Annotated in this window: 26 protein-coding genes; 16 read left to right on the top strand and 10 right to left on the bottom strand. The window is 41.0% G+C overall.

The window, feature by feature from the left end:
* Nucleotides 1-40 precede the first annotated feature (40 nt).
* Nucleotides 41-1,831 carry an LTA synthase family protein gene (locus ACGTNH_RS19855; RefSeq protein WP_394588775.1) on the bottom strand — a complete coding sequence of 597 codons (1,791 nt, stop codon included), beginning with the start codon at nt 1,829-1,831 and terminating at the stop codon, nt 41-43.
* A 238-nt stretch (nt 1,832-2,069) separates the two neighbouring features.
* On the opposite strand from ACGTNH_RS19855, the gene cydD reads away from it, so the two are divergent.
* The 3 genes from cydD (at nt 2,070) to ACGTNH_RS19840 (ending at nt 6,250) form a co-directional block, all read left to right on the top strand.
* On the top strand, nt 2,070-3,800 hold the full coding sequence (gene cydD, locus ACGTNH_RS19850; protein ID WP_394588774.1) for a thiol reductant ABC exporter subunit CydD: 1,731 nt from the start codon (nt 2,070-2,072) through the stop codon (nt 3,798-3,800).
* On the top strand, nt 3,797-5,512 hold the full coding sequence (gene cydC, locus ACGTNH_RS19845; protein ID WP_394588772.1) for a thiol reductant ABC exporter subunit CydC: 1,716 nt from the start codon (nt 3,797-3,799) through the stop codon (nt 5,510-5,512). Before cydD ends, cydC begins: the two co-directional genes overlap by 4 nt.
* 105 nt (nt 5,513-5,617) lie before the next feature.
* The gene (locus ACGTNH_RS19840) at nt 5,618-6,250 is read left to right on the top strand and encodes an SIMPL domain-containing protein (protein WP_394588771.1); all 633 of its coding nucleotides are present in this window, start codon (nt 5,618-5,620) and stop codon (nt 6,248-6,250) included.
* A 206-nt stretch (nt 6,251-6,456) separates the two neighbouring features.
* Here the strand turns inward: ACGTNH_RS19840 and ACGTNH_RS19835 are convergent, their stop codons facing one another.
* Genes ACGTNH_RS19835 through ACGTNH_RS19825 form a run of 3 tightly spaced genes read right to left on the bottom strand, consistent with a single transcriptional unit; the run spans nt 6,457 to nt 7,892 of the window.
* Nucleotides 6,457-7,323 (bottom strand): permease, encoded by an 867-nt coding sequence (locus ACGTNH_RS19835; RefSeq protein WP_394588770.1) that lies wholly within the window; start codon nt 7,321-7,323, stop codon nt 6,457-6,459.
* A gap of 42 nt (nt 7,324-7,365) precedes the next feature.
* Entirely contained in the window at nt 7,366-7,524 is a 159-nt protein-coding gene (locus tag ACGTNH_RS19830) for a hypothetical protein (RefSeq protein ID WP_394588769.1), read from the bottom strand.
* A gap of 47 nt (nt 7,525-7,571) precedes the next feature.
* The gene (locus ACGTNH_RS19825) at nt 7,572-7,892 is read right to left on the bottom strand and encodes an ArsR/SmtB family transcription factor (RefSeq protein WP_394588768.1); all 321 of its coding nucleotides are present in this window, start codon (nt 7,890-7,892) and stop codon (nt 7,572-7,574) included.
* A gap of 176 nt (nt 7,893-8,068) precedes the next feature.
* Between ACGTNH_RS19825 and ACGTNH_RS19820 the strand changes: the two genes are divergently transcribed.
* The 9 genes from ACGTNH_RS19820 (at nt 8,069) to ACGTNH_RS19780 (ending at nt 15,900) form a co-directional block, all read left to right on the top strand.
* The gene (locus ACGTNH_RS19820) at nt 8,069-8,413 is read left to right on the top strand and encodes an ArsR/SmtB family transcription factor (protein WP_394588767.1); all 345 of its coding nucleotides are present in this window, start codon (nt 8,069-8,071) and stop codon (nt 8,411-8,413) included.
* Between the two features lie 13 nt (nt 8,414-8,426).
* Nucleotides 8,427-9,722, top strand: a complete 1,296-nt coding sequence (locus tag ACGTNH_RS19815) for an arsenic transporter (RefSeq protein WP_394588766.1) — start codon at nt 8,427-8,429, stop codon at nt 9,720-9,722.
* Between the two features lie 30 nt (nt 9,723-9,752).
* Nucleotides 9,753-10,172 carry an arsenate reductase (thioredoxin) gene (gene arsC, locus ACGTNH_RS19810; protein WP_394588765.1) on the top strand — a complete coding sequence of 140 codons (420 nt, stop codon included), beginning with the start codon at nt 9,753-9,755 and terminating at the stop codon, nt 10,170-10,172.
* Nucleotides 10,173-10,225: 53 nt separating this feature from the next.
* The gene (gene arsD, locus ACGTNH_RS19805; protein ID WP_394588764.1) at nt 10,226-10,579 is read left to right on the top strand and encodes an arsenite efflux transporter metallochaperone ArsD; all 354 of its coding nucleotides are present in this window, start codon (nt 10,226-10,228) and stop codon (nt 10,577-10,579) included.
* A gap of 11 nt (nt 10,580-10,590) precedes the next feature.
* Nucleotides 10,591-12,339: an arsenical pump-driving ATPase gene (gene arsA / locus ACGTNH_RS19800; RefSeq protein ID WP_394588763.1), complete on the top strand. Its 1,749-nt coding sequence runs from the start codon at nt 10,591-10,593 to the stop codon at nt 12,337-12,339.
* A 15-nt stretch (nt 12,340-12,354) separates the two neighbouring features.
* Entirely contained in the window at nt 12,355-13,308 is a 954-nt protein-coding gene (gene trxB, locus ACGTNH_RS19795; RefSeq protein WP_394588762.1) for a thioredoxin-disulfide reductase, read from the top strand.
* Between the two features lie 166 nt (nt 13,309-13,474).
* Nucleotides 13,475-13,957: an LPXTG cell wall anchor domain-containing protein gene (locus tag ACGTNH_RS19790; protein ID WP_394588761.1), complete on the top strand. Its 483-nt coding sequence runs from the start codon at nt 13,475-13,477 to the stop codon at nt 13,955-13,957.
* A gap of 71 nt (nt 13,958-14,028) precedes the next feature.
* Nucleotides 14,029-14,628 (top strand): class D sortase, LPxTATN-specific, encoded by a 600-nt coding sequence (gene srtD / locus ACGTNH_RS19785; RefSeq protein WP_394588760.1) that lies wholly within the window; start codon nt 14,029-14,031, stop codon nt 14,626-14,628.
* Nucleotides 14,629-14,778: 150 nt separating this feature from the next.
* On the top strand, nt 14,779-15,900 hold the full coding sequence (locus ACGTNH_RS19780; RefSeq protein WP_394588759.1) for an NAD(P)/FAD-dependent oxidoreductase: 1,122 nt from the start codon (nt 14,779-14,781) through the stop codon (nt 15,898-15,900).
* Between the two features lie 14 nt (nt 15,901-15,914).
* Here ACGTNH_RS19780 and ACGTNH_RS19775 read toward each other — a convergent pair whose 3' ends face one another.
* The 3 genes from ACGTNH_RS19775 to ACGTNH_RS19765 all read right to left on the bottom strand — a co-directional run bounded on the left by ACGTNH_RS19775 (nt 15,915) and on the right by ACGTNH_RS19765 (nt 19,098).
* Entirely contained in the window at nt 15,915-16,766 is an 852-nt protein-coding gene (locus tag ACGTNH_RS19775) for an STAS domain-containing protein (RefSeq protein ID WP_394588757.1), read from the bottom strand.
* A 141-nt stretch (nt 16,767-16,907) separates the two neighbouring features.
* Nucleotides 16,908-17,570, bottom strand: a complete 663-nt coding sequence (locus ACGTNH_RS19770; RefSeq protein ID WP_394588756.1) for a type 1 glutamine amidotransferase domain-containing protein — start codon at nt 17,568-17,570, stop codon at nt 16,908-16,910.
* Nucleotides 17,571-17,640: 70 nt separating this feature from the next.
* A complete protein-coding gene (locus tag ACGTNH_RS19765) occupies nt 17,641-19,098 on the bottom strand; it encodes a UDP-N-acetylmuramoyl-L-alanyl-D-glutamate--2,6-diaminopimelate ligase (RefSeq protein ID WP_394588755.1) in 1,458 nt (485 codons plus the stop codon).
* Between the two features lie 241 nt (nt 19,099-19,339).
* Here ACGTNH_RS19765 and ACGTNH_RS19760 point away from each other — a divergent pair, with 241 nt between their 5' ends.
* Complete coding sequence (locus ACGTNH_RS19760; protein ID WP_394588754.1) at nt 19,340-20,833, top strand: UDP-N-acetylmuramoyl-L-alanyl-D-glutamate--2,6-diaminopimelate ligase; 1,494 nt, start codon at nt 19,340-19,342, stop codon at nt 20,831-20,833.
* 217 nt (nt 20,834-21,050) lie between these two features.
* Here the strand turns inward: ACGTNH_RS19760 and ACGTNH_RS19755 are convergent, their stop codons facing one another.
* Nucleotides 21,051-21,590, bottom strand: coding sequence for an HD domain-containing protein (locus tag ACGTNH_RS19755; protein WP_394588752.1), 540 nt, complete (start codon nt 21,588-21,590; stop codon nt 21,051-21,053).
* A 99-nt stretch (nt 21,591-21,689) separates the two neighbouring features.
* Here ACGTNH_RS19755 and ACGTNH_RS19750 point away from each other — a divergent pair, with 99 nt between their 5' ends.
* Nucleotides 21,690-22,640, top strand: a complete 951-nt coding sequence (locus ACGTNH_RS19750) for a bifunctional riboflavin kinase/FAD synthetase (RefSeq protein ID WP_394588750.1) — start codon at nt 21,690-21,692, stop codon at nt 22,638-22,640.
* A 35-nt stretch (nt 22,641-22,675) separates the two neighbouring features.
* Nucleotides 22,676-22,903, top strand: coding sequence for a YuzB family protein (locus ACGTNH_RS19745; RefSeq protein WP_394588749.1), 228 nt, complete (start codon nt 22,676-22,678; stop codon nt 22,901-22,903).
* Nucleotides 22,904-23,042: 139 nt separating this feature from the next.
* Here the strand turns inward: ACGTNH_RS19745 and ACGTNH_RS19740 are convergent, their stop codons facing one another.
* Both ACGTNH_RS19740 and ACGTNH_RS19735 read right to left on the bottom strand, forming a co-directional pair.
* Complete coding sequence (locus ACGTNH_RS19740) at nt 23,043-24,605, bottom strand: MDR family MFS transporter (protein WP_394588747.1); 1,563 nt, start codon at nt 24,603-24,605, stop codon at nt 23,043-23,045.
* A 17-nt stretch (nt 24,606-24,622) separates the two neighbouring features.
* Entirely contained in the window at nt 24,623-25,042 is a 420-nt protein-coding gene (locus ACGTNH_RS19735; protein WP_394588745.1) for a MarR family winged helix-turn-helix transcriptional regulator, read from the bottom strand.
* A 187-nt stretch (nt 25,043-25,229) separates the two neighbouring features.
* On the opposite strand from ACGTNH_RS19735, the gene ACGTNH_RS19730 reads away from it, so the two are divergent.
* Complete coding sequence (locus tag ACGTNH_RS19730) at nt 25,230-26,075, top strand: SAM hydrolase/SAM-dependent halogenase family protein (RefSeq protein ID WP_394588744.1); 846 nt, start codon at nt 25,230-25,232, stop codon at nt 26,073-26,075.
* Nucleotides 26,076-26,093: the final 18 nt, after the last annotated feature.

The following is a 26,093-nucleotide window of genomic DNA, read 5'->3' as shown; positions in this document are numbered from 1 at the left end:
TCGGATTATTTTTTCTGTTTTATTCAGTTTTGTCCCGACCTCATTTAGTTATATGGTTGAAATTCGACTTTATTAATCGTTCAGATACTTCCAACGTTTCATAATGGGCGGGTTGATAATCGGTTACTTTGTGATCTTGTCCGATTACAATACGTTCGCCATAATCCCCTCGCAAAAGAAAAACGTCTTCGTTCATAAATCGGTTCATATTGTGGCCAAGAGCAGTCGATTCTTCTGGAAGACCGAACCAATCACGAAGAGTGGGAGCTGTATCGATTTGACCGGCCACATCAGTCACATGTATTGGTTTCTTTAAGTCATTACTTGAAACGATAAAAGGAACAGAGGTGAAATCAGTACGCCATTGCTCTTCTGTAATGGACTGGCCGTTCCACTGCTCAACTTCGTTTTTTGTTTCTTTAAAAACGCCGTTATGGTCTCCATAAACGACGACCACCGTGTCTTCCATCTCCCCCTCTTCTTCAAGTTTCTTTAAGAATTCACCTAAGTAATGATCGGTGTAGTGTATACTTTCAAAATAGTTTCCGAGTGATGAATGCTTTGTATCGCCGACATTTATTAACTTCTCTTCTTCCGGAATTAAGAATGGCGTATGGGATGTTAATGTAATAAGGCTAGCCATGTAAGGCTTCGGCAGCTCCTGCAAGTGATTGAACGATTGTATGAAAAAAGCTTCATCGCTAAGGCCCATGCCTAGAGCATGGTCCTCCACATTCTTGTAATCATCAATGTCGTAATATCGTTCAAACCCCATCGAAGGATAAACAGCATCACGGTTCCAGAATGTGCCTTCATCGCCATGAAAAGCGGTGGTGGTGTAACCTTCTTCTTTAAAATCTTTGGCTATAGAAGGGTAATCTACCATTGGATAGCGAAAAAAAGTACTTCCTTCTTTTAATGGATAAAGACTGTTAAAAACGAGCAGTTCGGCATCTGAACTGTTGCCTTCTGCGGTTTGAGGATAATAATTTTTAAAGGAAAGACCTGATTCCACAAGCCGATTTAAAGTGGGAGTGATTTCTTGGCCATTCACTTCTTGCCCAATAACAAACTGCTGAAGGGATTCAAACTGAATCATCAGCAGGTTTTTACCTTCAAATAATCCAGGCATGAGTAAGGGGTCTTCTCTGGGCACCGCCCGATCCTCACTTGTCAATAATTCATTAATTTCTTCTTTTTCATCTGCTGAAAGTTCCAGAACTTGCTGAGACGTCAAAAATTCGATCCAATCAATGGCTTGATGTCCCACCAGTCCATAATTACTCAGGTGAGAGTCAGAGGTATATTTCTTAAGCAAAAGATGACCTTTGCCATTTACTTGCATCGATATAGGCTTTAAAGATAAAAAAAGGACTGCAAGGACAACAACAGCAGCGAAGGGCTTTAACCGTCTGTTTAAAGCGGTGGCTGTGTAGGAGGTGTTCAGTTTCTCATACAGCATCCATCCTGCCAACAGAATAAGGTCTGTGAAAAACAGGACATGCCATCCGGCCATTTGGCTGAAAATACTCTCTGACATCCCGGACAGGTTTGACGTTTGCAGCGCCACATAGGAAGAAAACGGAGTATGAAAGTAATCCATATATAAATAAGATGACCAACAGTAAAAGCTGATGATTAATGAGAGAATGGCTCCGTACCAGAGGAAGTACCTCTTCATGAGAAGCATGACGCAGAACACGAGGAGGGAGAAGCTTAATGATACAAGTAAAGCTCCTTTCGACAGACTGTCTAGCAGATAATGACTGACGCCTGTTAATTTAACGAAAGCAGCCAGGGTGAATAGGCAAAACCAAATCAAACGATTCAAACAAAACACGTCCTTTATTAGTATATGGTTTTAGTATGGGTTTGCAGGAGAGATTTATCAGAGAAGCTTTACATCAAGACTTGAGAAAAAGCAAGACTACCCAGAAAATCGAATATAACAGTAACACTTTTGATAGAATGGAAGTAGACCAAACAAAACGATTCACAAATAGATCATGACTATAATATAATCACTATGTGAAATATTTCACTAATTGAATTGATAGGAGCTATTCCTTATGAAGCACCTAAAACATATTGCCTTCTCGCAACGGTCGGTTATCTTTACGCTCGTGTTGATATCACTTTTTATAGGGGCAGCAATTATTGCTCAAGCCTATTATTTCGTTGCGGTCATCGAAGGTGTTTTTCTTAATAACGCAGCGTTTCAGTCTGTTATCCCGCTTTTAATTGGGTTATTCTTTGTGCTGGTTGTAAGGGCATCGTTGACCTACCTTTTAGGAAGAACCGGGGTAAAGCTCGCAGCTAAAGCGAAAAACGAGTTCAGAAAATTACTAATAAATAAGTTTTCCAAAAATCCTGTTCAGGCTTCGATGCAAGGCCAGTCGGGAAGAAAAATTAGTGTGTTAATGGATGCAACTGACGATGTAGACAGTTATTTCAGCAGCTACGTGCCACAAATGATTCAAACAGCGGTTGTTCCTATTATTATCTTAATTGCTGTGTTTACGCAGCACATCTACTCGGGAATCATTATGCTCATTACTGCACCGTTTATTCCTTTTTTTATGGCTCTTATTGGAGTTATGACAAAAAAGAAATCAGAAGAACAGTTAGAAAAGCTTGCTGCTTTTTCAGGAAGGTTTCTTGATACACTGCAAGGATTAACAACGCTTAAGTTGTTTGGAAGGGCCAGAAAGCAGAGAGAACTTATCGAAGAAAGCAGCCTCGGTTTCCGGGACGCAACGATGGAAGTGTTGAAAGTGGCATTTGTATCATCCTTAATGCTGGAGTTTATTTCGATGCTCAGCATTGGTTTGATTGCGATGGAAATTGCCATTCGCTTAGTTGTGTATGAAAACATATCTTTTTTCTCCGCTTTTTTTATCTTAATTTTAGCTCCTGAATTTTATCAATTGTTAAAGGACGCTGGCAGTGCTTTTCACTCCGGAAGAGGGAGTATTGTAGCTGCTCAAAAAGTGACGGAGGAATTAGAACAACCAACACCTCATGTGGAATGGGGAGGTTCATCTTTAATATCAAGCACGACTCCTCCTGCTATTGAGCTTGCTGGAGTAAGCTTCAGCTATCACGAGAAGGGCTTTGCTCTAAAATCAATAGACGCTCAAATTGCTCCTTATCATCAGGTCGCTATTGTTGGACGGACGGGCTCTGGAAAAACCACGCTGCTTCATATTATAGCTGGATTAATGGCGTCTACAGAGGGACAAGTAAGAGTGAATGAGCAGCCTCTATTCGAATACAAAGAACAAGACTGGTTTAATCAGCTTAGCTATATATCTCAGCACCCTTATTTATTCTCAGGGACAATTGCTGACAATATTGCCGTCGGCTCACATGGGGCGAGTCGGGAACAAATCGTAGAAGCGGCTGAAAAAGCTGGAATTGCTTCATTTATAGAATCTCTTGAAGAGGGCTTTGACACATGTGTTGGAGAAGCGGGGAGAGGTCTTTCTGGAGGAGAGAAACAACGGGTAGCCATTGCTAGAGCCTTTTTAAAACGTCCTTCTGTGATTTTGTTTGATGAACCGACCACAGGCCTTGATCTGCAAACGGAAAAAATTCTCCAACGTTCGCTGGTAGAATTGTCTCAATCGTCTACTGTAATTACGGTGGCTCATCGCTTACACACAATACAGACCGCAGATCAAATTTTGCTGTTAGACGAAGGACAGTTAATTGGATCCGGAACCCATGAACACTTGCTCCAAACAGTTCCATACTATCGAAATATGATTTCCGTCCAGCAAGGAGGGGAAGCACGATGAGAGATTTAGGTATTGTAGTCAAGCTTGTTATGCTTGAGAAAAAGGATATAGTGCTTTCTATAGTTTTTGGATTTTTAGCCGGGATGGCAGCTGTCGGTTTGTTTGCTTCGAGCGGATATCTGATTTCTCGGGCTGCGTTAGTACCTCCGTTATATGCGCTGACGGTGGTCATCGCTATCCTAAAATTATTTGGGTTTACGAGAGCATTGAGTCGATATGCAGAGCGGTATTTCTCACACCGGGCCACCTTTTCCATTCTTAGTCACTTACGGGTTTCTTTTTATAAAAAGATGGAACCGCTCGCACCGCAGATTTTTCAAAAGTACCGAAGCGGAGATTTATTATCCCGGATCGTCGGGGATGTAGAAAGTTTGCAAAACTTTTTCCTGCGCGTGTATTATCCACCGATTGTGCTCGTTATTGTTTTTTTAAGTACGATTGTGTTCACTACGTTTTATTCTTTGGCTATAGCCGTTGTGCTGCTGCTCGGTCTATTGCTTACTGGGATTGTTGTTCCGGCTTTATTTACCATCAGACAAAAGCGGATTAATGCTCAAGTGCGTGAAAACAGAGGAGTTCTTTCTACTGAGGCAGCAGAAATGTTCTACGGTTATCGTGATTTAAAAATTTATCAAAAACTTGAAGAAAAAGAAGCAGAGCTTCTTCAAGCTTCACAACAATATGTGAATGAACAAGAAAGAGAAGGGTTACACTCCACATTCAGCCATTCCATGAACACGATGGTCTCGCTTATTATTTCTTGGTTTGTTCTTGGACTTGGAGCATGGTTGGTGGTGCAAGGTGATTTAAATGGGATTTTTCTTGCGATGCTTGTGATGGTCTCGCTCACTGTATTTGAAAATGCCACGCCGATGGCCGTTTTTCCCATTCATTTAGAGGACAGCAGACGTGCATCAAATCGATTGTTCTCTGTAGTTCGAGAAGAGCCTGCTAAAGAACCGGAATTACCGGTGCGCCTTTCTGAAAATCAGCCCCCTTCGATTCGCTTTGAAAATGTGAGTTTTTCGTTTAATGGAGAAAATAGGAAAGCTTTAGAAAAGGTGAATGTAAGCATTCCCCAAGGTTCAAAAGCTGCGATAGTAGGAGCGAGCGGTTCCGGAAAATCAACGCTGCTTCAATTACTGCTCAACATTCATCCCTATCAGGAAGGTGACATTCAATTAGATGATGTAAGTCTGAATAGAGTAGATCGAGAGGATCTTTGGGCTCGCTCGAACGTGGTATTACAGGAAAATCACTTTTTCTATGGAAGCATGCGGCATAACTTAGAAGTCGCTGCAGAAGGGCTCGACGAGTATGTACTCAAAGAAACACTGCAAAAAGTAAAGCTTGATCATTTTTCACTAGAAGATGAAGTACTGGAACGCGGTGAAAATCTGTCCGGGGGAGAGAAGCAGCGTTTAGCGATCGCGCGTGCTATGCTTAAGGGAGAGAGGTTATGGCTGCTCGATGAACCAACGTCTTCAGTGGACGCCTTAACGGAGAAGGTGTTGTATGATGAGTTATTTGCTCAGGCGCAAGAGGATACGGTTCTTCTTATTAGTCATCGTCTAGCCGGCCTTGAGGAAATGGATCAGATCATTGTGATGGAGCAAGGAGAAGTGGTGGAATCTGGGACGTTCCGTGAGCTTATGGCTCAGCAAGGTTACTTCTATGAGATGAAGCAGATTGAAAAGAGCGTTTTTCTATAAAGAAGCAGAGCGACTTCGGTCGTTCTGCTTTTTTTATGTGAGGAATAGATTGTTTATGAGGGATGTGTTTTGTGGTCGGATGTCTAAATAGAAAGGTGGATTGGAATGAACCATCAAAGCATGCAGAAGCGCGTAATGACAGTAACGGGAGAGGGGTCCGCATCGTCTCAGCCGGATGTTGCTTCTCTTCAGGTCGGTGTGGTTACAGAATCGATGAATCTTACGCAGGCACAGCAAGAGAATGCACGAGTGATGGAACGAGTCATCGCCTCGATTGTAAGCTTAGGAGTGCCCCGGGCTTCCATTCAAACGAGTGAATATACGATTCTTCCTCAATACGACTATGACAGCGGGAGCCAAGTGTTTAGAGGATACGAAGTAACTAATATAATTACCGTCAAAAATGAAAATATTGGTCAAACTGGGGAAATTATTGATACCGCCGTGCAAAATGGAGCGAACCGGGTTTCTACGATCCAATTCTCTGTAAAGAATCCTGAAGCACTATATCAGCAGGCGTTATCAGAAGCCTTGAGAGATGCTTATCTCAAAGCTAATACACTGGCCGGAACGATGAGGGCTCAGCTCGATCCAGCTCCGATGAAAGTGATGGAACGTGGAAAAGATGGTCCCGTCCCTTTGGCTAAAGCAGGTACATTTGCGTCATCAACGCCGATTGAGCCGGGACAGTTAGAGGTTGAAGCGGCTGTCGAAGTACAGTTCCAGTTCTTTGCGTAGAAATGCCGCAGAGTAAATCTGCGGCATGGGTTATTCTTTTAATCAAACGTTTGTTTAACTCAAAAACTGGCTTATTCAAAAAGTACTCAGCTATTTTTTAGTACAGCATCGTTCCTCTTTCACTTCTTTAATTTCTACTTTACAGCAGGGCTTATCATTCTTTTTACCAAAGATCTTTTTTATAAGATTCATTGAAAACTCCTCCTTTAAATAATATAAAATAGGAAACCGGAAATAGAAGACATAAATATGACAGAACCCACAAAGGCGATGACAAGTTTCTTTTTAAATATACTATGAAGCATGGTTACTTCAGGGAGACTGGCTCCTGCTGAACTAATCATAAGAGCCATTACCGGACCTAGAGCCATCCCTTTAGCGACCATAATTTGAGAAATAGGTATCATTGTAGACAGCCTGATATAAAGAGGGAGGCCAATAATAGCGGCTATGGGGACGAGCCACCAATGCTCTCCTCCCATATAACTTGTAATCCAGGTGGTTGGTACGGCTCCGTGAATGAGAGCGCCTATAGCCGCCCCTAAAATAAGAAACGGATAAACGGTTTTCACTAACTCCCATGTTTCCTTAGCAGCTAATCTAAAATTAAGCCTTTTCTCCTGACTGGAAGGCATGTGTTTTACTACGACGTTTTTTAATTGTTTTTCGAATCCTAAAGCACTTAAGGAAAAACCAATAATAATGGATAGTGTAATCGTAATCAGGCTGTAAAATAGACTGACTTTCCACCCTAATAAATAAGTCATGAGAGTAAGGATGGTTAAATCAAGAACAGGTGAAGCAAATAAGAAAATCATGACGATTGAGAATTTAACTTTATTGCGAAGCAAGTTAACGACAATAGGAATCGTTGAACATGAACAAAAAGGGGTAACAAAAGCGAAACCTACAGCAACACCCGCTTGCAGGACGGCGTGGCTGTTATTCATTAGATCTTCTATTTTTTGATAAGGGATCAATCCTTGTAAAAGGTTAACAACAAATGAAATACCAACAAACAAAAGAGTAAGTTCGAAGGCGATCTTTAAAAAGCTTTGGATAATATCTATCATAAATTCGCCTCTATTCATCAAATAATTTTGATTAATTAGATGTTATGAGCAACAGACACAGCAATCTGGCTGTTTTCTAGAAAACAGCTTAAAGATTTGGTTTAGAGAAAAATGCGGGAATCGAAGGGATTCCTCATGACGGAATTGGCGGATCGAGTGGGCGATTTCTTCTCTGTGGATTTTTAAAAGTTCTTGATTCATCGTAATTCCTCCTTTAATCAAATATTTTTGATTAATAAATAAAAAAATTAATCGCGACGAAATAAACAACAAAGCTCTTCTGATAACAAATGGTTAAGTTCAGCATGGTTCAGAGTATAATAACTCCAGGTACCGCGTGTTTCTTTTTCAATCAATTCAGCATCCATTAACATCTTAAGGTGATAAGAAAGCTTTGATTGAGGCAGATCCAGCTGATCCGACAAATCACAAACGCAGACTTCTTTCTGCCGTGTTATTTCATTTAGAATGTGGAGTCTTCTTTCATCGGCCAGCGCTTTAAACTTTTTCTCGTATTTACTAAAGGTGTGCTGTAATGATACGTCCGTCAGCTGAAAATCTTTGTTCACAATAATTGCTCCTTTCATCAAGTTTTATTGATTAATTACATAAACTTTACATTCTTATGGTGTACATGAACGTATAAGTATATTATTATGTGTTTGTGTTAAATTAAACAAAAAGTTGATACATTACACTTGCATATATAAGTATATGCTTATATTATAATGAATGAGGTGAGGGCATGGAAAAAACATTCATCGATATTGAAACAGCGGCACAGACACTTAAGCTATTAGGGGATAAGACGCGTTTGACGATCATCGGCCTCATTAGTGAAGGGGAGTGCTGTGTATGTGAATTTGTTGAGGTGCTGCAAATGAGTCAGCCATCAATCAGCCAGCACTTACGTAAACTGCGTGATGCAGGGCTGGTCAGAGAGAATCGGAAAGGTCAGTGGATTTTCTATTCATTAAATCAAGACCATGAAACCTATCCAATCATTCAGCAAATCTTAGAACAAATTCCAGATCAGATAGAAAAATTAAAGGCATTGGAGAAAGCAGGTTTGCGCATCCAATGCGATTAGTAGGGGGATTCTTTTGGGTTCAGCAATTTTAGCCACGGTTATATTTTTACTTACTTTGATTTTAGTGATTTGGCAGCCGAAAAATTTAGGGATCGGCTGGTCAGCCTGCGGAGGAGCCATACTTGCTTTACTCGTAGGTGTCGTTGATTTTCAAGATGTTCTCGCCGTTACCGATATCGTATGGAATGCTACGCTGGCTTTTATTGCCATTATTATTATTTCACTCATTCTTGATGAGATTGGGTTCTTTGAATGGGCGGCACTCCATATGGCGAGAATAGCGAAAGGCAACGGAACAAAAATGTTTGTTTACGTTACACTCCTTGGAGCTGTGGTTGCCGCTTTATTTGCGAACGATGGAGCTGCGCTTATTTTAACGCCTATTGTTTTAGCGATGGTAAGGAACTTGAATTTTAAAGAAACGATGATTCTTCCGTTTATTATGGCAAGTGGATTTATAGCTGATACCACTTCCTTGCCACTCGTAGTCAGTAACTTAGTTAACATTGTTTCGGCAGACTTTTTCGGGATAGGGTTTGTTGAATATGCTTCAAGAATGATTGTTCCAAACTTCTTTTCACTAGGTGCAAGTATACTCGTGCTCTATCTATTCTTTAGAAAAGATATTCCGAGCAATTACAATTTAAGTGATCTGAAAGAACCGAAGGAAGCACTATTAGATCATAAAATGTTCCATCTTTCCTGGGTGGTTCTTGCTGTGTTACTCGTTGGTTATTTTGCGAGTGAGTCATTGGAAATTCCGGTCTCAATCATTGCTGGCATTGTTGCCATTTTCTTCTTAATAATGGCGCGCAGAAGTCCAGCGGTAGAGACAGCAACAGTGATCAAAGGAGCACCATGGGCCATTGTATTTTTCTCTGTTGGAATGTACGTCGTCGTTTACGGATTGCGAAACGTTGGGTTAACTGATGTGCTGGCAGCATTAATTCAGTACACAGCTGACCAGGGAATGTTCGTAGCTACGGTTTCTATGGGGTTCATTGCTGCGATTTTATCATCCGTTATGAATAACATGCCGACGGTTATGATCGACGCTCTTGCCATTGCCGATACAAATACGACGGGAACGATGCGTGAAGCTCTGATATATGCCAATGTAATTGGTTCAGATTTAGGACCAAAGATTACACCTATTGGCTCGCTGGCCACATTGTTATGGCTGCATGTTCTTTCAACTAAAGGAGTTAAGATTTCCTGGGGATACTACTTTAAAGTAGGGGTGATCCTCACCGTACCAACCTTGTTTATTACATTAGTCGGTCTTTACTTGTGGCTGCTAATTATATAATTATTTTTTAACAAAAAGGAGAAATGCATCATGTCTAAACCAGTCATTTACTTTCTATGTACAGGAAACTCTTGCCGCAGCCAGATGGCTGAAGGATTTGGTAAAAAATATTTAGGAGATGAATTCGATGTCCGTTCTGCGGGTATTGAAGCACATGGGTTAAATCCTAATGCCGTCCGAGCGATGAACGAAGTGGATATTGATATTAGCGATCAAACATCCGATATTATCGATCCGGATATTTTAAACAACGCGGCTTACGCTATTACACTGTGTGGGGATGCAAATGACAAATGTCCAATGACGCCTCCGCATGTAACACGCTTCCACTGGGGATTTGACGATCCTGCTAAAGCAGAAGGTACAGACGAAGAAAAGTGGACGGTTTTCCAAAGAGTGCGTGACCAAATTAGTGATCGTATTCAAACATTTGCTAAAGATAAAGAATAAAAACAAAAGCCGGGAGATCCTCTCGGCTTTTCTTAAAAAGGAGAGATTCTCGTATGAAGAAAATCGCAATCTTTGATCCGGCAATGTGTTGTTCTACAGGTGTTTGCGGCCCAGGCGTAGACCCTGAGCTGACAAAAGTAGCCAATAATCTAGGCATCCTGGAAAAAGAAAATATTGAGGTAGCACGTTATAATCTTTCAACTGAACCTCAGCAATTTGTAGAAAATTCAGTGGTCCGCCAGCAGCTTGATGACCATGGGGAACAGGCTCTGCCATTAGTTTTAGTAGATGGAGAAGCAGTTAAAGCAGGGGGATACCCAACTGCAGAAGAATTTTCCGAATGGTCAGGCATTGAAAGAAAGAAATTCTCAGCAGAACCTAAATCTCAATTTACAATTCTTGAGTAAGGAGAATTCCTATGTATGAATGGTTCGATCCAACGAAGCTAATTTATCCTCGCTTTCTCTTTTTTACCGGGAAAGGTGGTGTAGGGAAAACTTCTACCGCTTGTGCTACAGCTATCTCCTTAGCCGATCAAGGGAAAAGAGTTCTTCTTATTAGTACGGATCCTGCTTCAAATTTACAAGATATTTTTCAAGAAGAATTAACGAATGAATGGAGCTTCCTGGACGAGGTTCCAAGTCTGGCCGTAGCGAACCTTGACCCAGAAGAAGCAGCCGAGCAGCACCGCGAGAATTCGATCGCACCTTATAAAGGTAAGCTTCCTGAATCTGTAATTGCTTCGATGGAGGAACAAATGTCAGGAGCCTGTACGACAGAGATTGCTGCTTTTGATTCCTTCACAACGTTTTTAAGTGATGAGCAGCTTCAGGAACAGTTTGATCATATCGTATTTGATACTGCTCCAACCGGTCATACGCTTCGTTTGCTTCAGCTCCCGCAAGCATGGTCAGGATTTATGGAAGAGAACCCTAATGGAGCTTCTTGTCTCGGACCGATGTCTTCGTTAAAGGGTAAAAAGCAGGTGTACGACCAAGCGGTTGCCAGCCTGAACGACGACGAGAAAACCGTACTGTTTCTTGTAAGTCGTCCAGATGAATCGTCATTATATGAAGCGGATCGCTCTTCAAAAGAGTTGGCTGAGCTAGGTATCGATAACCAGTTTCTTATTATGAATGGTTTGATCTCACACCCTGCAGTCGAAGGTGATGAAGTATCCCAGGGCTTTCGTAATAATCAGCATCGTGCTTTACAACAGCTCTCGAATCACTTAAAGGCTTTAGAAACGTATGAGCTGCCTTTTGCTCCACTATCTTTAAATGGAATCAGTTCCTTGCGTCAATGGATAGCAGGTGACACAGAATTAGATGAGAATGACCAAGAGACTGAGGTTAATGATGCTCCTGATTTCCAAGATGTTATTAATGATTTTGCAAAAATGGAGAAAGGTCTTATTTTTACTATGGGCAAAGGCGGGGTCGGCAAAACGACGACGGCTTCGTCTATTGCTTTAGGATTAATACAAAAAGGTTTTCGAGTACGACTCACCACAACAGATCCAGCAGATCATGTCAGCCGGTTGTTTGCCGATAATAAAAAGGAGCAGTTAAGCATAAGCTGCATTGACCCAAAAACAGAAACTGAACGATATAAGGATCAAGTTCTTCGTGAAACGGGTAGTAGTTTAAATGGGGAAGAGCTGAAATTTCTCAAAGAAGACTTAGATTCTCCATGCACAGAGGAAATTGCTGTCTTTCGCGCATTTGCTGACGTTGTAGAGCATTCTAATGAAGACTTTATCGTAATTGATACCGCGCCAACCGGGCATACTTTATTATTATTAGATGCCGCACAGTCGTATCATAAAGAAATACAGCGGACGGCGGGTGAAGTGCCGGAGTCTGTGAAGAAACTGCTCCCGACGCTTCAAGATGATACGTATACAAAAATATGTATTGTGACCCTGCCTGAAGCTACGCCTGTATTCGAAGCCGAGCGGTTAGAGACTGATTTACGAAGGGCTGGGCTACATCCGAGCTGGTGGATCATGAATCAATGCTTATCAGCGACACAAACTGTAGATGCTTTATTAATAACGAAAGCTAAAGCAGAAGGTAAATGGATCAAACGAGTACGAAAAGACAGAGAGCGAGCAGCTGTGCTGTCTTGGAGCACCCAAACACTATTCAAAGAAGTTCTGCAATAAAGGAGGAATTCGATTATGCCACATCAAGCGATTATTTTAGGGACAGGACCTGCTGGATTAACAGCAGCGGTCTACTTAGCGCGAGCAAATATGGAACCCCTTGTCATTGAAGGACCGGAACCAGGCGGCCAGCTTACACTAACGACAGAGGTGGAGAACTTCCCGGGGTTCCCTGATGGAATTATGGGGCCGGAATTAATGGATAACATGAAAAAACAAGCCGAGCGTTTCGGAGCAACATTCAAAAGAGGATGGGTAACGGACGTGAATATGGACCAGCGCCCTTTCAAGTTATCTGTTGATGGTCTTGGTGAGCTTGAAACACAATCTCTCATTATTTCTACAGGAGCTTCCGCTAAACTTTTAGATATTCCAGGAGAAAAAGATAACATCGGAAAAGGTGTAAGTACCTGTGCGACATGCGACGGTTTCTTTTTCCGCGGAAAGAAAGTATTGATAATTGGTGGGGGAGATTCTGCCATGGAGGAAGCAAATTTCCTTACGAAGTTTGCGGATGAAGTTCAAGTAGTCCACCGCCGTCATGAACTGCGCGCTTCTAAAATTATGCAGGACCGTGCGAAAGCGAATGATAAGATTACTTGGGCGCTTAATAAGTCTCCTGTAGAGATGATATCTGATGGCATGAAAATAACCGGATTAAAAGTTAAAGACGCAGATACAGAAAAGGAAGAGCTTATCGAAGCGGACGGGATTTTCGTAGCAATTGGTCATAACCCAAATACAGAGTTCCTTAAAGGAAAACTGGACATGGATGAGAAAGGTTATCTACTCGTGGAGCCTGGTACAACAAATACGAATATTCCTGGAGTTTTTGCCTGCGGGGATGTTCAAGATCAAAAGTATCGTCAAGCCATTACAGCAGCAGGCACAGGGTGCATGGCTGCGATGGACGCTGAGCGCTTTTTAGAGGGTGAAGCGACAGTGGATTGGAGTCAAAGCTTATCTTAATATAAATCCGCAGATGCTATCGCATTTGCGGTTTTTTTGCGCGTTAGTAGGAGAAAAATGAATTATTAACAGAAAATTTCGCCTTTTGTGTATACTTCACTGGTAAATTGTTGTAATATGGCAGTACAAAGGGATGGGAAAAAATACTTAATAAGGGAGTTTTTTCTTGAAGAAACTGTTAATGGTCTTATGCAGTGTTGGTTTTTTGGCAGGTATTTTTCTGGGATCTGGTGTAGCGTTTGCAGATCACAGTGGAGATAAGAACTGTGGTGATTTTGAAACAGGAGAAGAAGTCATGGAATTCTGGGAATCCCATGACTACAGTGCTGAAAATGATCCCTCAGATTTAGACCGTGATAGCGACGGGCAGCCTTGCGAGTCGCTGACAGACGGGGTTTATGAAAACTATAATGGGGAAGAGTCTTCCGAAGAAGATGAGGAAAGCTCAGACGAAACTGAAGAAGCATCAGAAGAATCTGATGAGGACGCAGATGAATCGGCAGCTGGAGACGGAGATGATGGTACTTCTAGTGAAGAAGGCGGAGAATTGCCAGATACTGCAACAAATCAGCCATTCATGATGTTAATGGGGGCTCTTATTACAGGTGCTGGCGGACTGCTGGTTTTTCGTAAAAAATCACTAAACTAATTCATCATTCCCCATCCCTTAAGAAGGCAGGCGAGAAAATGCCTGTCTTCCTTTCTATGGAGGTTTTGAAGATGAAACGAAAGATCGGAATTCTCATAATGGTCATCGGCTTTTCCATTGTCGCTTACTTTGGGTATGGATGGTGGGAACAACGTCAGGTGATTCAGTCCATGAGTGCCAGCGAACTGAACGATTATTTGGAATATGACGATACCGTTTTAGATACAGAGACTGTGGCGGAAGAAAATGGGGATGCCAGTTTTGTGAAAGGTGAAGAAATGGCTGAATTGAAGATTCCTTCTATCGAGCAAAAATACCCTGTCTATTGGGGCACAGATGATGAGACCTTAACCCAGGGTGTTGGAATGCATGAAAGTGAATGGACGGAAACTCCTGATGTTAACGGACACACTCTGCTGTCCGGGCACCGTGATACGGTTTTCTCTGAAATGGGAGATTTAAAAATAGGAGATCTTGTGTATGTGGATTATGGAGGAAAAGAGTATGCCTATCAAATTCGAGAGCTTTTTCTCGTTAAGGAAGATGATAAAAGTGTTGTCGTAGAAAAAGATACCCCTACTTTAACGATCTCCACCTGCTATCCTTTTCAATTTGTAGGAGATGCTCCATATCGTTATATCGTGGAAGCAGATTTAGTGAAAGTAGAATGAGTAACACTGAGAGGTGAAGGGGCCCGGTGTTACTTTTTTATATGGAATGACTAATATCACCCCTATAACTTTCCCTCGATTAGAAAAACCCTCATATATCCTGTAAAATGAGAGCTAGACTTAAATTTATGAGAGAAAAGGTGTTCTAGATTGAAATCATATATTGTAATAGGCTCAGGAATTCTTGGAGCATCCACAGCGTACTATTTAGCTAAGTCAGGTGCTCAAGTAACGGTTGTGGATCGCAATGATAGAGGTCAGGCTACGGATGCAGCAGCAGGGATTATTTGTCCGTGGCTATCTCAGCGAAAAAACAAAGCATGGTATGAACTAGCTAAGGGGGGAGCGCGCTATTACCCAGATTTAATTAAAGAGCTGGAATCGGACGGAGAAAAAGAAACAGGTTACAAGCGTGTAGGAGCACTGCGCCTTCATACAGAAGAAGAAAAATTAGAAGAGATGTTGGAGCGGGCGCTGGAACGGAGGAAATCTGCACCTGAAATGGGAGAAATTAAGCGGCTATCTCCAGAAGAAACAAAATCTATGTTCCCTCCTCTAGATGAAAGTTACGGATCCATCTTTATTAGTGGAGCAGCCAAAGTAGATGGGCGTGCACTTCGTGATGCTTTAATTCGTGCTTCTACACGGAGAGGCGTTCAATTTATCCAAACAGGTGCAGATTTGAAAGTGGAAGGCTCCCGTATCGTAGGGGTAAATACGACGAATGGGCCGATCCATGGTGATGCAGTTATTGTTACTGCTGGAGCATGGGCTAAAGAACTTATTCTTCCTCTTGAAGAGGAATTTCTTGTTCATCCACAAAAGGCTCAAATTGTACATTTAGAATTGCCGCAAACGGAGACAGCAGATTGGCCGGTCGTTATGCCTCCCACTAATAAATACTTGCTGACATTTGATCATGGACGAGTTGTCGCAGGTGCGACACATGAAACAAAGGAAAAGTTTGATGCGCGAGTTACAGCTGGAGGCTTACATGAGATTTTTCATAAAGTACTTGGGGTAGCTCCAGGTCTGGCGAAAGGAACGTTCGTAGAAACGAGAGTTGGCTTCCGGCCGTTTACTCCTAATTCACTGCCTGTGTATGGTCCATTGCGAAATTATGATGGACTTTATTTAGCGAATGGTCTAGGAGCTTCGGGATTAACCTCGGGACCTTATATAGGAGCGGAGCTTGCACGCATGGTATTAGGAGAAACAACAGAGTTAGACCCGGATCATTATCGCATTGATTTAGCATTAGCTAAAAAATGAAGCATAGCTTAACGCTATGCTTCATTTTTTATGAGTGAAAAACCGATTTGCTGTAAAGCCTGCTCGAGACTGGCAGCCACTTTTATTTTGTTGAAATTAGTCCCTTGGTTTACTTGAGCCATTGCAATGTCAGGGCGTACTCCTGTAACCACAGGAATGATACCCATTAATTCGAGAGCATCAATAATATGGATTAAATGATTGGTGAATAAATTATTAAAGGTAATAAGACCGGATAAATCTATAATGAAGTAATCCAAATCCTCTTTGTGCGCCTGGTGAAGGATATTCTCTAAAAGACGGGAAGAACGCTCCTCGTTCATTATTCCTACAAGAGGTAAAACAACAACACCCTCAGTTACAGGAACAATCGGCGTCGAGAGAAGGTCAACCTGCTGTTTCGTTTCATCCAGGTTAATAATAAAATTAAAAACTTTGCCGACCGACTGCAAAAAAGAAAGTTCTCTTTCTGTGAATTGTTTCTCCTCAAGGTCCATTACACATAAGGTTCCAAACTCTTCATGATCCTTACCGTAGAGTTTAACTCCCATAAAGGCTTTAGCTCCAAGCTCTTTGGCTAGTTTCATGTGTGTGGTGGCTTCTTCGGTAGATAAGTTGAAAGTTTTAAAGTGATTATCGGTCGATTCCATCACAAATTGACAGTATGAATCTTCATAATTTACTTGTAAATCTGAGTCCACGACATGTTTACTTTTATTATAGGAATCGAGGACCTGCATATAACTTTCTTCTTTTTTTGCGATGTAAACAGTATTCACTCCGATAAATTCACTTATTTGCAATAACAGCTCGTCTGCTGCTTCTTCAACAGAATAGTATTCTGGGTCGTTTGGTAACTGAATCATGATACCTTTTCTCCTCACTATAAAGATAAACTCTTAGTAAAAAACTTTTATAAAATAATATTAACAGAAGTGGTTCATCTTTCAAATGAAGACGAATGATACAAAAATAAATCCGGTGCGAAGATCGCACCGGATGACAGTTTATTGGTTGAGTTTTTTAACAAATTCTTTAGAAACAGCCAGTGTAGATTGTGGATTTTGTCCAGTGATTAAGTGACCGTCTACTTCTACGTGTTCAGACCAATTTGGACCTGAATGGAAGGTGGCCCCGAGCTCACTAAGTTTGCTTTCTAATAGGAAAGGCATATGCTTGTCCAGTGTAGTGTCTGCTTCTTCAGCATCTGTAAAGGCGTTTACTCGTTTACCTTTTACCAGCGGCTCTCCATTTGAAAGGGTAGCTCCTACTAAACCAGCTGGTCCGTGGCAGACCGCTGCTACTACTTTATTGGATTCATAAAATTCACGAAGCAGCTGCTGCAACTTTTCGTTATCAGGAAAATCAAACATTGTCCCGTGACCCCCTGGAAGGAAAACAGCATCAAATGACTCTGCTGAAATTGAATCAATTGGAACAGTGTTTTCTAGATATACTTTCGTATCCAGGATTTCTGCTGGTTCGTCTTCACTTACACTGTTAGGATCTACGGGAGCTTGTCCGCCTTGTGGGCTGGCTACTGTAATTTCATAGCCGTGTTGTTTAAATTCATTATACGCTTCACCAAATTCAGATAACCAAATGCCTGTTGGTGTATCTTCATTTATTTTTTCATGATTGGTTACGACCATTAATACGTTCTTAGACATAAATAGAGACCTCCTGAATAGGTTTGATTTCTCTCTATTTATTTCCCTCGAGTTCAAAGGATCAAACGTATTATTTTTCAGGAGTTTTCTCTTTAAAAAACAGGACGGTTTCTTTATCGGAATGAGAAGGATAGTGATAAGTGTGCTGATAGGCTTGGTGTCCCTTTCCTGACACCACAATCCAATCTCCCTCTTTGCTCATGGACAATGCCTTTTCAATGGCAAGCGTTCGATCTGCGATAATTTCACCTTTTTCATTGCCAAACTCCTCATCTAGTTCTTTTAATGTGTGGACCATCTCATCTTTAGGAACACTATTTAAATTATCCAAGGTGAGGATATAGTAGTCACTGATCTCAGAACTGATCTTTACCATTTCTTTTCTTTTCTCAGTATCTTTGTCTCCTTTAAATCCAAAAACATGATAGAGTTTACCGTTTTTAGATTCAGAAGAGGTTTGTAAGCAGTTCAAAACGGCATCAGGGGTGTGAGCATGATCAATGACCACTATTGCTCCGTTTGGAAATGTAATCATGTTGAATCTGCCTTCCACTCCTGGAAAACTTTCAATAGCTTCGTTAATTTCAACTTGGGAGCTGTGCAGGACTTTAGCACAGGAATAGGCGATAGCAACGTTAAATAAATTATGATAACCAGGAATTGGGGAAGTAACCTCATACGTGCGAACGCCATCTTTTAACCGCACCGAATAAGGATGGGACAGTTTCAAATCTTTCATTTGAACATCAGCATCTGCCGTCTCACCGAATGTAATGGTTGAGATTCTTTGAGTTTGCAAGCGGTGAAGAAGTTTTTCCCCATAATAGTCGTCAGCATTTATAATCGCTGTTCCTCCCGGTTTTAACTTAGAAAAGAGCAGTGCTTTGGCTTCAAAATACTGTTCAAGTGAGCCATGGTAGTTTAAGTGTTCATGGGAGAGGTTCGTAAACAAGCAAATGTCAAATTCTATACCTTCTAATCGATATTCCGCCAATCCTTGTGAAGAAGCTTCCATAATAATAATGTCATCGTTACTTTTTGAAAGTATTTGATTTATTTTTAATGCATTTGGTGTAGTATTCTGAGTCGCCGTTTGTTCACCGTTTACAATGTTTTGAATGGTGCCGATGAGGGAACAAGAATAACCAATATATTCGAGAATATGCTTCACCATGTAGCTGGTTGTCGTTTTTCCATTTGTTCCTGTAATCCCAATCATAATCTTGTTTTGGGAAGGGTTTTGGTAGTAAGCCCCGGAAACGATTCCCAGCGCTTTTTTACTGTTTTCTACTTTAATATAAGGAATAGAGGTAACGGCCTCATCTTTTTCTCCTATAACTGCTGCGGCACCTTTTGAGACGGCATCATCTATATAGTCGTGCCCATCCGTTTGATATCCTTTAATAGCTACAAAAATGAAGCCGGGCTTAACATCTGACGAAGAGTCGGTCACTCCATTAATGGGTATATTAGTCAAGGGTTGCTGGCATTCGAACAATAAGTGATCTAAAAGTTGTTGTAATTCCATGAATTTATGTTCACGCCTTTTTTATTGAGGGTTAAGTAAGTTCAGAATAATTTTATCAAACTTTTATAGGCTATACGGTAATTTTGAGTGAAAATGATTCAATTGATTCATGGCAGAGCCCGGTAAAAAGTGGATTACTAAAAGTAAGGTCACAGTCCATAATAAATAGCAAAACGTAAAAAAACAAAGATAAAAAATCATGAGACGATTTACAAACTAAGAATGTGAGTAGGGAAGAGATATGAAAAATATACCGTTTCATCAAATAAACGATGTTGAATTAGAGCACGTGTTTGGACCAGAGGAACAGTTTGTTACCGGCCTTGTATTTCATTCGAAATACGTAAGTAAGGGATCTATATTCTTTAGTATCAAAGGAGAGAATGAGGACGGTCACCGATTTATAGAAGAAGCTGTTCAAAACGGAGCTGTAGCCGTTGTAGGAGACAATGAAGCGCATTTGCACACACTGAGTCTTTGTTACCCGCTCTGTTCATTTATTGTAGTTAAAGATGTAAGAAAGTCTATGGCTTATCTTGCTAAATATTATTATAACGATGTAAATGAAAAGCTGAAAACGATAGGAGTAACAGGGACCAATGGAAAGACTACGGTGTCTGCTTACGTGCGTTCTTTATTAAACTTGCTGGGAATGCCTGCCGGGTTAATAGGAACAACTGGAATATGGAATTCAAGTAATAAACTGCGCTACAAGAAAAGTACGCCGACTACCCCTGAGGCAGTAGATCTACATCATATTTTTGATGAGTTTGATAAAGCGGGTGACGTAGCTGCCTCAATGGAAGTTTCCTCCATTGCCCTGGATCAGAAGCGTGTAGAAGGCATTTTATTCGATGTAGCCATTCATACGAATTTTTCTGAAGAGCATTTAGAATACCATCATACATTAGAAAATTACAAAGCTTGTAAGCTTAAATTGTTTGAACAAGCGAAGAGTGCCGTTATAAATATAGATGATGATGGGATGGGAGAAGATATACTCGCCCTTTTTAAGGGGCCTAGACTTACGTACAGTTTAAATGAAAATTCACGAGCCGACTTAACAGCCAGACAGTTATCAGTCGCAGAAGACGGTTCTCGGTTTTATCTTAAGTACTTAGGTAAAGAATACCCTGTATACGCCCCTGTATATGGCACGTATAATATAGCAAATGTCCTATCAGCTGTTGGGGCTGCTTTATTACTGGGTTATCAAATAAATCAAATTTTGAATGCATTGACTTATCTGCAAAGCCCTGAAGGTCGGTTCCAAGTGATACAAGCTCCAAATCATTCAAAAGTCATTTTAGATTATGCTCATACGCCAGTGGCGTTGTCTCGACTTGTAGAAGAAGTGAAAAAGCTCCATCATCATCGTTTAATTGTCATGATTGCAGGAATTGGGATTCGTGACTTTAGAAAAATGCCTAAGATGGCTTCTATAATTGAAGGAAAAGCAGATGAAATTATTGTAACTGTCGATCACCCTGGTTATCACGACCCGCAGCTCATTATAGATCAAGTGATGAGTGGTTTTTCGAATCCTGAGTCACCGAGCATTCACACGGCTTTAACGAGGGAAGAAGGCGTGAGGAAAGCATTAATACTTGGACAGCCTGATGATATTATTTTATTAACGAGCGGATGTATTAATAATTCTCAAATTATAAAAGGGAAAGAAGTCCCGCATTCGGATGAGCAGATTATTCAAGAACATTACTTACAATCCTCCTAAAAAAAGTTGTTTGCAGCTTTTCCCAAGCTTTTTTATGCTGTCAGGAACTAAGGCCTTTAGGCCACTGAAAAACGAATTTAAAAGCAGCCTCGTGTGGAATTTAATTTCCACACAGGCCGCTTTTCTTCTAAATTTAAGAAATTTATGCCTTATACTCCTTCATAAGTTTTCGTTAGCGGTAAAAGTCGCCATTGTACCTTGTAGCATACGACAGTGTTTACGTAAAGAAACGCTGAACGGTTTTAGAATAGGTATGGAAGAACTCAGGTGCCTCTTTTTCAGGGAGACCTACCCACATGTTTTCGGCTACAGATTGGTAATACCACTTCTGTTGGTCGTAAGTGGAATTAAAGTAAGACCAAATCATTTCGCCCATTTTATGCTGTCCTTCTTCTATTGACTGAAGGTTGTCCCATTTATCAGCCACAATTAGGGATTTAACTTCTAAGTTTCCAGTTCGTACGACTTCGATGGTGCGGGCTTTACGGTCAAGCCAAAACTTTGTTTTATCTTCGGTGTGTGAAGCCACTAGTTTTTTTACAGCAGGACCGAATTCTTTTTCGATATCCTCTAACTCATAAGGAGTGTCCTCTACTACATCATGGAGAAAGGCTGCGCAAATCAGCTCTTTTGAAGACTGAGCTTGTTGTAAGGTATGGGCTACACGTATCGGGTGAACGATGTAATCTTCATTTGAAATTTTCCTTTTTTGGCCTTTATGAGCTTCTGTTGCAAAGGCTTTTGCTTTCTCCAGCATAAGATCTCCCTTTCATTATGCAGATTAGTTGTATCCCGTCTTCATTGGTAATACTATGGCAATAGAGTAGTCCGAGCGTAAACGGGGGAGGATAGGATTATGGAAATAATTGATGTGACGGCTATACCACCGAAAAATGAAAAAAGCACTATTTTATTAATCGGTAAATTCGATGGTCTTCATCTGGGCCATCAACAGCTTATAAAAGAAGCCGGTGCCTGGCGCCAACAGAATGAAGAGATAGCGGTTTTTGGTTTTTCTGAACATCCGCTGTGGGTGTTAAAAGGGGACCCTGATTATAAGAGAGCTCTATCCTCCCATCAAGATAAAATTCACTTGTTAAGTCAAGCAGGTGTAAACCGTTATTATCATATTAATTTTACTAAAGAATATGCTCAAATTACACCAGAACAGTTTGTACACGAACACATCGCTCAATTAAACGTCAGCCGCATTGTTGTAGGCGAAGGTTTTCGATTCGGCAAAGGTCGTAATGCTGATGCCAATGGATTAGCTCAGCTTTGTGAAAAGCTTTCAATTTCCGTTTCTATCGTACCTCATCTTACCGTCCAACATAAAAAAGTAAGCAGTACGGAGGTACGACGAAATGTTGCACAAGGTAGGATGGAGGTTGTCCATTCTTTACTAAATCGTCCTTTTGAAATGACAGGAGTTGTAGAAAAGGGCGAAGCGCTCGGTAGGCAGTTAGGATTTCCAACTCTTAATGTAGGAGAAATCGAAGAGTATGTACGGCCTAAACCAGGGGTGTATCTAGGAGTCGTTAAGCTGCATGAAGAGCGAGCAGCTGAGTATTATTATACGTTAATCAGCGCGGGTTATCGTCCCACAGTAAATGGAGAGTCGTATAAAGTGGAAGCTTATTTACTGGATTTTTCCGGTGATTTATATGATAGAACCGTAACAGTGAAATTTCTGCGTTATATGCGTGGGGAAGAAGATTTTAATGGATTAGACGACCTTGTCGAACACATGGAAAAGGATGAAAAAGCAGCACGGGAGATTTTAGGACTTTCCAACAACGAAGAATAAAGGAGTAATGACATCATGGGGTAGTTGTTGTTGAAGTGTGTGATGGAAATTTGATAAATGAACTGGATATTGAGACCATTTTAGAAGAGGAGTATCCGGATGTTGCTGTATTAATGAATGAATGCCTCTCCTTTTGCGGGTTATGTGCCATCAAACCATACGCTATGGTGAATGGTACCCGTGTGTTTGCTGACTCTTCAGAATCCGCTCTCGATAAAATACGTCTCAAAATAGAAGAAGAATTAGCTTTTTACGCAGAGTAATAGATCAAGAGACAGGGTAAAGGTACCAGGTACCGAAGCGATGGTGTCGAGGCTCATTAACATAAATAATCCGAACGATTTCGCCAGAACCGTTCGGATTATTTTATGTTTTATTTATGATCCCGGTCTCTTTTTCTTTCTAAGAGCTTAACTTTTCTTCTTTATTTGATTCAGTCGATTGATTCGTTAATCGTAATGGAATTTCTTTTAAAAATAAAATTAAAACCCACGCGCCGAGTAAGATGAACGTACCGAACAAAAAAGACCCGTTTAAGGCATGACTTAAGACCTCTCTCATTGAGGTTATGACTTCATCAAACTGACTAGAGGAAAGAGATGAGGTCGTTTCTTTTAACGTACTGATCTGGTCTGGATCCATTAAGACTTGCGGGTCTCTTAATTCTGCTGTGCTGGACGAGTTCATATCAGCCATTTCTCTTCCCATAATCATATTCATAATGGAACCCATAATAGAGACGCCCATTGTGCCGCCGACTTGACGAAAGAATTGGGAGGCTGAGGTGGAGACCCCAAGATATTGGTGATCGACTGCGTTTTGTACAGTTAACGTTAAAACAGGAAAAGTGAGGCCGAGGCCTAATCCCACGAGAATTAAGATGCGCACCACTCCAGCTACCGTTGTTTCAATAGTCATAAAGGACATGGAAAACATGCCACCCGCCATAATGAGAAGCCCAAGGATAGCAAATATTTTATAACGCCCTGTTTTAGTAATTAATTGGCCTCCGATCGTGCTTGTGAGCACCATACTGAGCATCATAGACATCATAATAAAACCGGTGCTTGTGGCTGAAATACCAAGAACGCCCTGAATAAAGAAAGGCATATACATAATAGCCCCAAACATTCCCATCCCCATCAGCAATCCAGTCATATTGGAAATGGAAAAGATACTATTTTTAAAGAGGTGGAGTGGAATGACGGGATTTTCAGCTTTCCGCTCGGTTATAATAAATAAAATTAAAGTTAATGTAGACCATGAGAATAATCCTATAATGACGTAGGAATTCCAAGCATAATTCTGCCCGGCCCAAGAAAAAGCCAATAGCAGAGGAACAATTGTTGCCGTTAACAATGTAGCCCCAAGGAAATCCACCGCTTTCTTTTCGTTTTGAGAAACCGTCGGGAACATCTTCCAAATCATAACATAAGCGACAACACCGAATGGAAGAAAAACCCAAAATACCCAGTTCCACTCCCAAGTATCTACAATGTAGCCGCCAAGCGTTGGTCCGAAGACACTAGCTAAACCAAATATTGATCCCATCATTCCCTGCCAGCGTCCGCGTTCCCGAGGGGGAAAAAGGTCCCCAATGGCTGTAAAAGAGGTGGAGATAATCATTCCGCCTCCCAGGCCCTGGATGGCTCGGAAAATAATCAGCTGAAAGATATTGATAGATAGGCCGCAAAGTAAAGAAGCGATAATAAACACAGCGATCCCTGTAAGTATGAACGGCTTTCTTCCATATGTATCAGATAACTTTCCGACTAGTATAGCCGTAATACTAGAGGCAAGCATATAGATGGTAAAAACCCAATTAAAATAGCTCATTCCACCGATATCGGCTACAATAATGGGCAAAGCTGTTCCTATAATTGTCTGGTTCAGAGCAGCAAACAACATGGCAGCCATAATCGCAACCATGATCGTTACTTTTTGTTTATGTTCCAGGTGTTCCATAAGATTTCACCCTTCGTTTATAAAATATGAAAAATGCGAAGCAATTCTTCGAGGTCTTTTTTAGATAGCTTTTTAAATCTTTCTTGCATATAGACTGATCTTTTTTCATGAAGTCTTTCAAAGATCTGTGCACCGCATGTGGTCAGTTGAAAAACTACTTCTCTTCGATCTTGTTTGGATCTTTTTCGTGTGATCAGTTTCTTTTCTTCGAGACGGTCCATTATAGAAGTGGCATGACTGTTCGATACATTAAGAGTTGAAGCTAAACATGACACATTTTGTTCACTATTTTCGCGTATGGCGCGAAGAAAGGCGAATTCGCTGCTCGTAAAACCTTCCCCTAATTGCTCATTTAGTTGACGTCTGAACTCTTTACTAAAACTTCTCATAGTCTCTTCAAGCTCCGTAATCAGGCGGATTTTTTCTTGGTCACTCATCTTTCTTTCTCTCCTTGAAAATCTCATTAAGTTAATATTAAACCTGGTTAAATAATAAAGCAAATGTAGGTAAACCGGTTAATTTATACATTAAGGTCGAACGAATCCCATTGTTTTTTTGCCGAAGATTCTGTATCATAGCTATAATCAAAGAAAAGGTCGGTTTGATAGATTGGGAGGAAGCAGCATGAAGAACGCATTAGTTTTGCAGTCAGATTTCGGTATTAGTGATGGAGCGGTTAGTGCCATGCACGGGGTCGCGAATTCAGTTGATCATGAGCTGAAAATATTTGATTTGACTCACGACATTCCTCCTTACGATATTTGGGATGCTTCTTATCGGTTGTGGCAGACCGTAACCTATTGGACGAAAGGCACAGTATTTGTTTCTGTTGTCGATCCGGGTGTGGGGTCAACGCGAAGAAGCGTAGCTGTTGAAACGGGGTCTGGACAATATGTGATTACGCCTGATAATGGAAGTTTGACGCATATTTCACGTACGGAAGGTATTGTTGCTGTAAGGGAAATTGATGAATCGATTAATCGTTTACCGAAATCCGGTGAATCTTACACGTTTCACGGTCGGGATATATATGCCTATACAGGAGCAAGATTAGCTTCTGGTGTTATCTCTTTTGAAGGTGTAGGTCCAGAGCTTCCGATTAGCAGTATTGTTCAACTGCCAGTTAAAGAAGCGAGGGCTGAGGAAGACAAAGTAGAAGGGATGGTCGACATCCTTGATATCAGGTTTGGGAATCTGTGGACAAACATCAGTCGAGAGCTATTTAAGACGTTAGCCATTCCCTATGGAGGAACGATTGAAGTAGAAATTAAACATGATGGACGCAGTATTTACAAAAACATGATGACATTTGGACGTTCATTTGCTGATACCCATAAAGGGGAGCCGCTCGTCTATATTAACTCGCTGGACAATATGGCAGTGGCTATTAATCAAGGTTCATTCGCTAAAGCATACGACATAAGAACAGGTTCAAATTGGGTTGTCATTTTTAGGAAAATAGAAGAATAGGAATAAAAGCTCAAGTTA

The organism is Halobacillus sp. B23F22_1 (assembly GCF_043497005.1).
In the GTDB taxonomy this organism is placed as follows: domain Bacteria; phylum Bacillota; class Bacilli; order Bacillales; family Halobacillaceae; genus Halobacillus_A.
The sequence above is the reverse complement of the archived record's forward strand: the minus strand, read 5'-3'. Positions and strand labels throughout refer to the sequence as shown.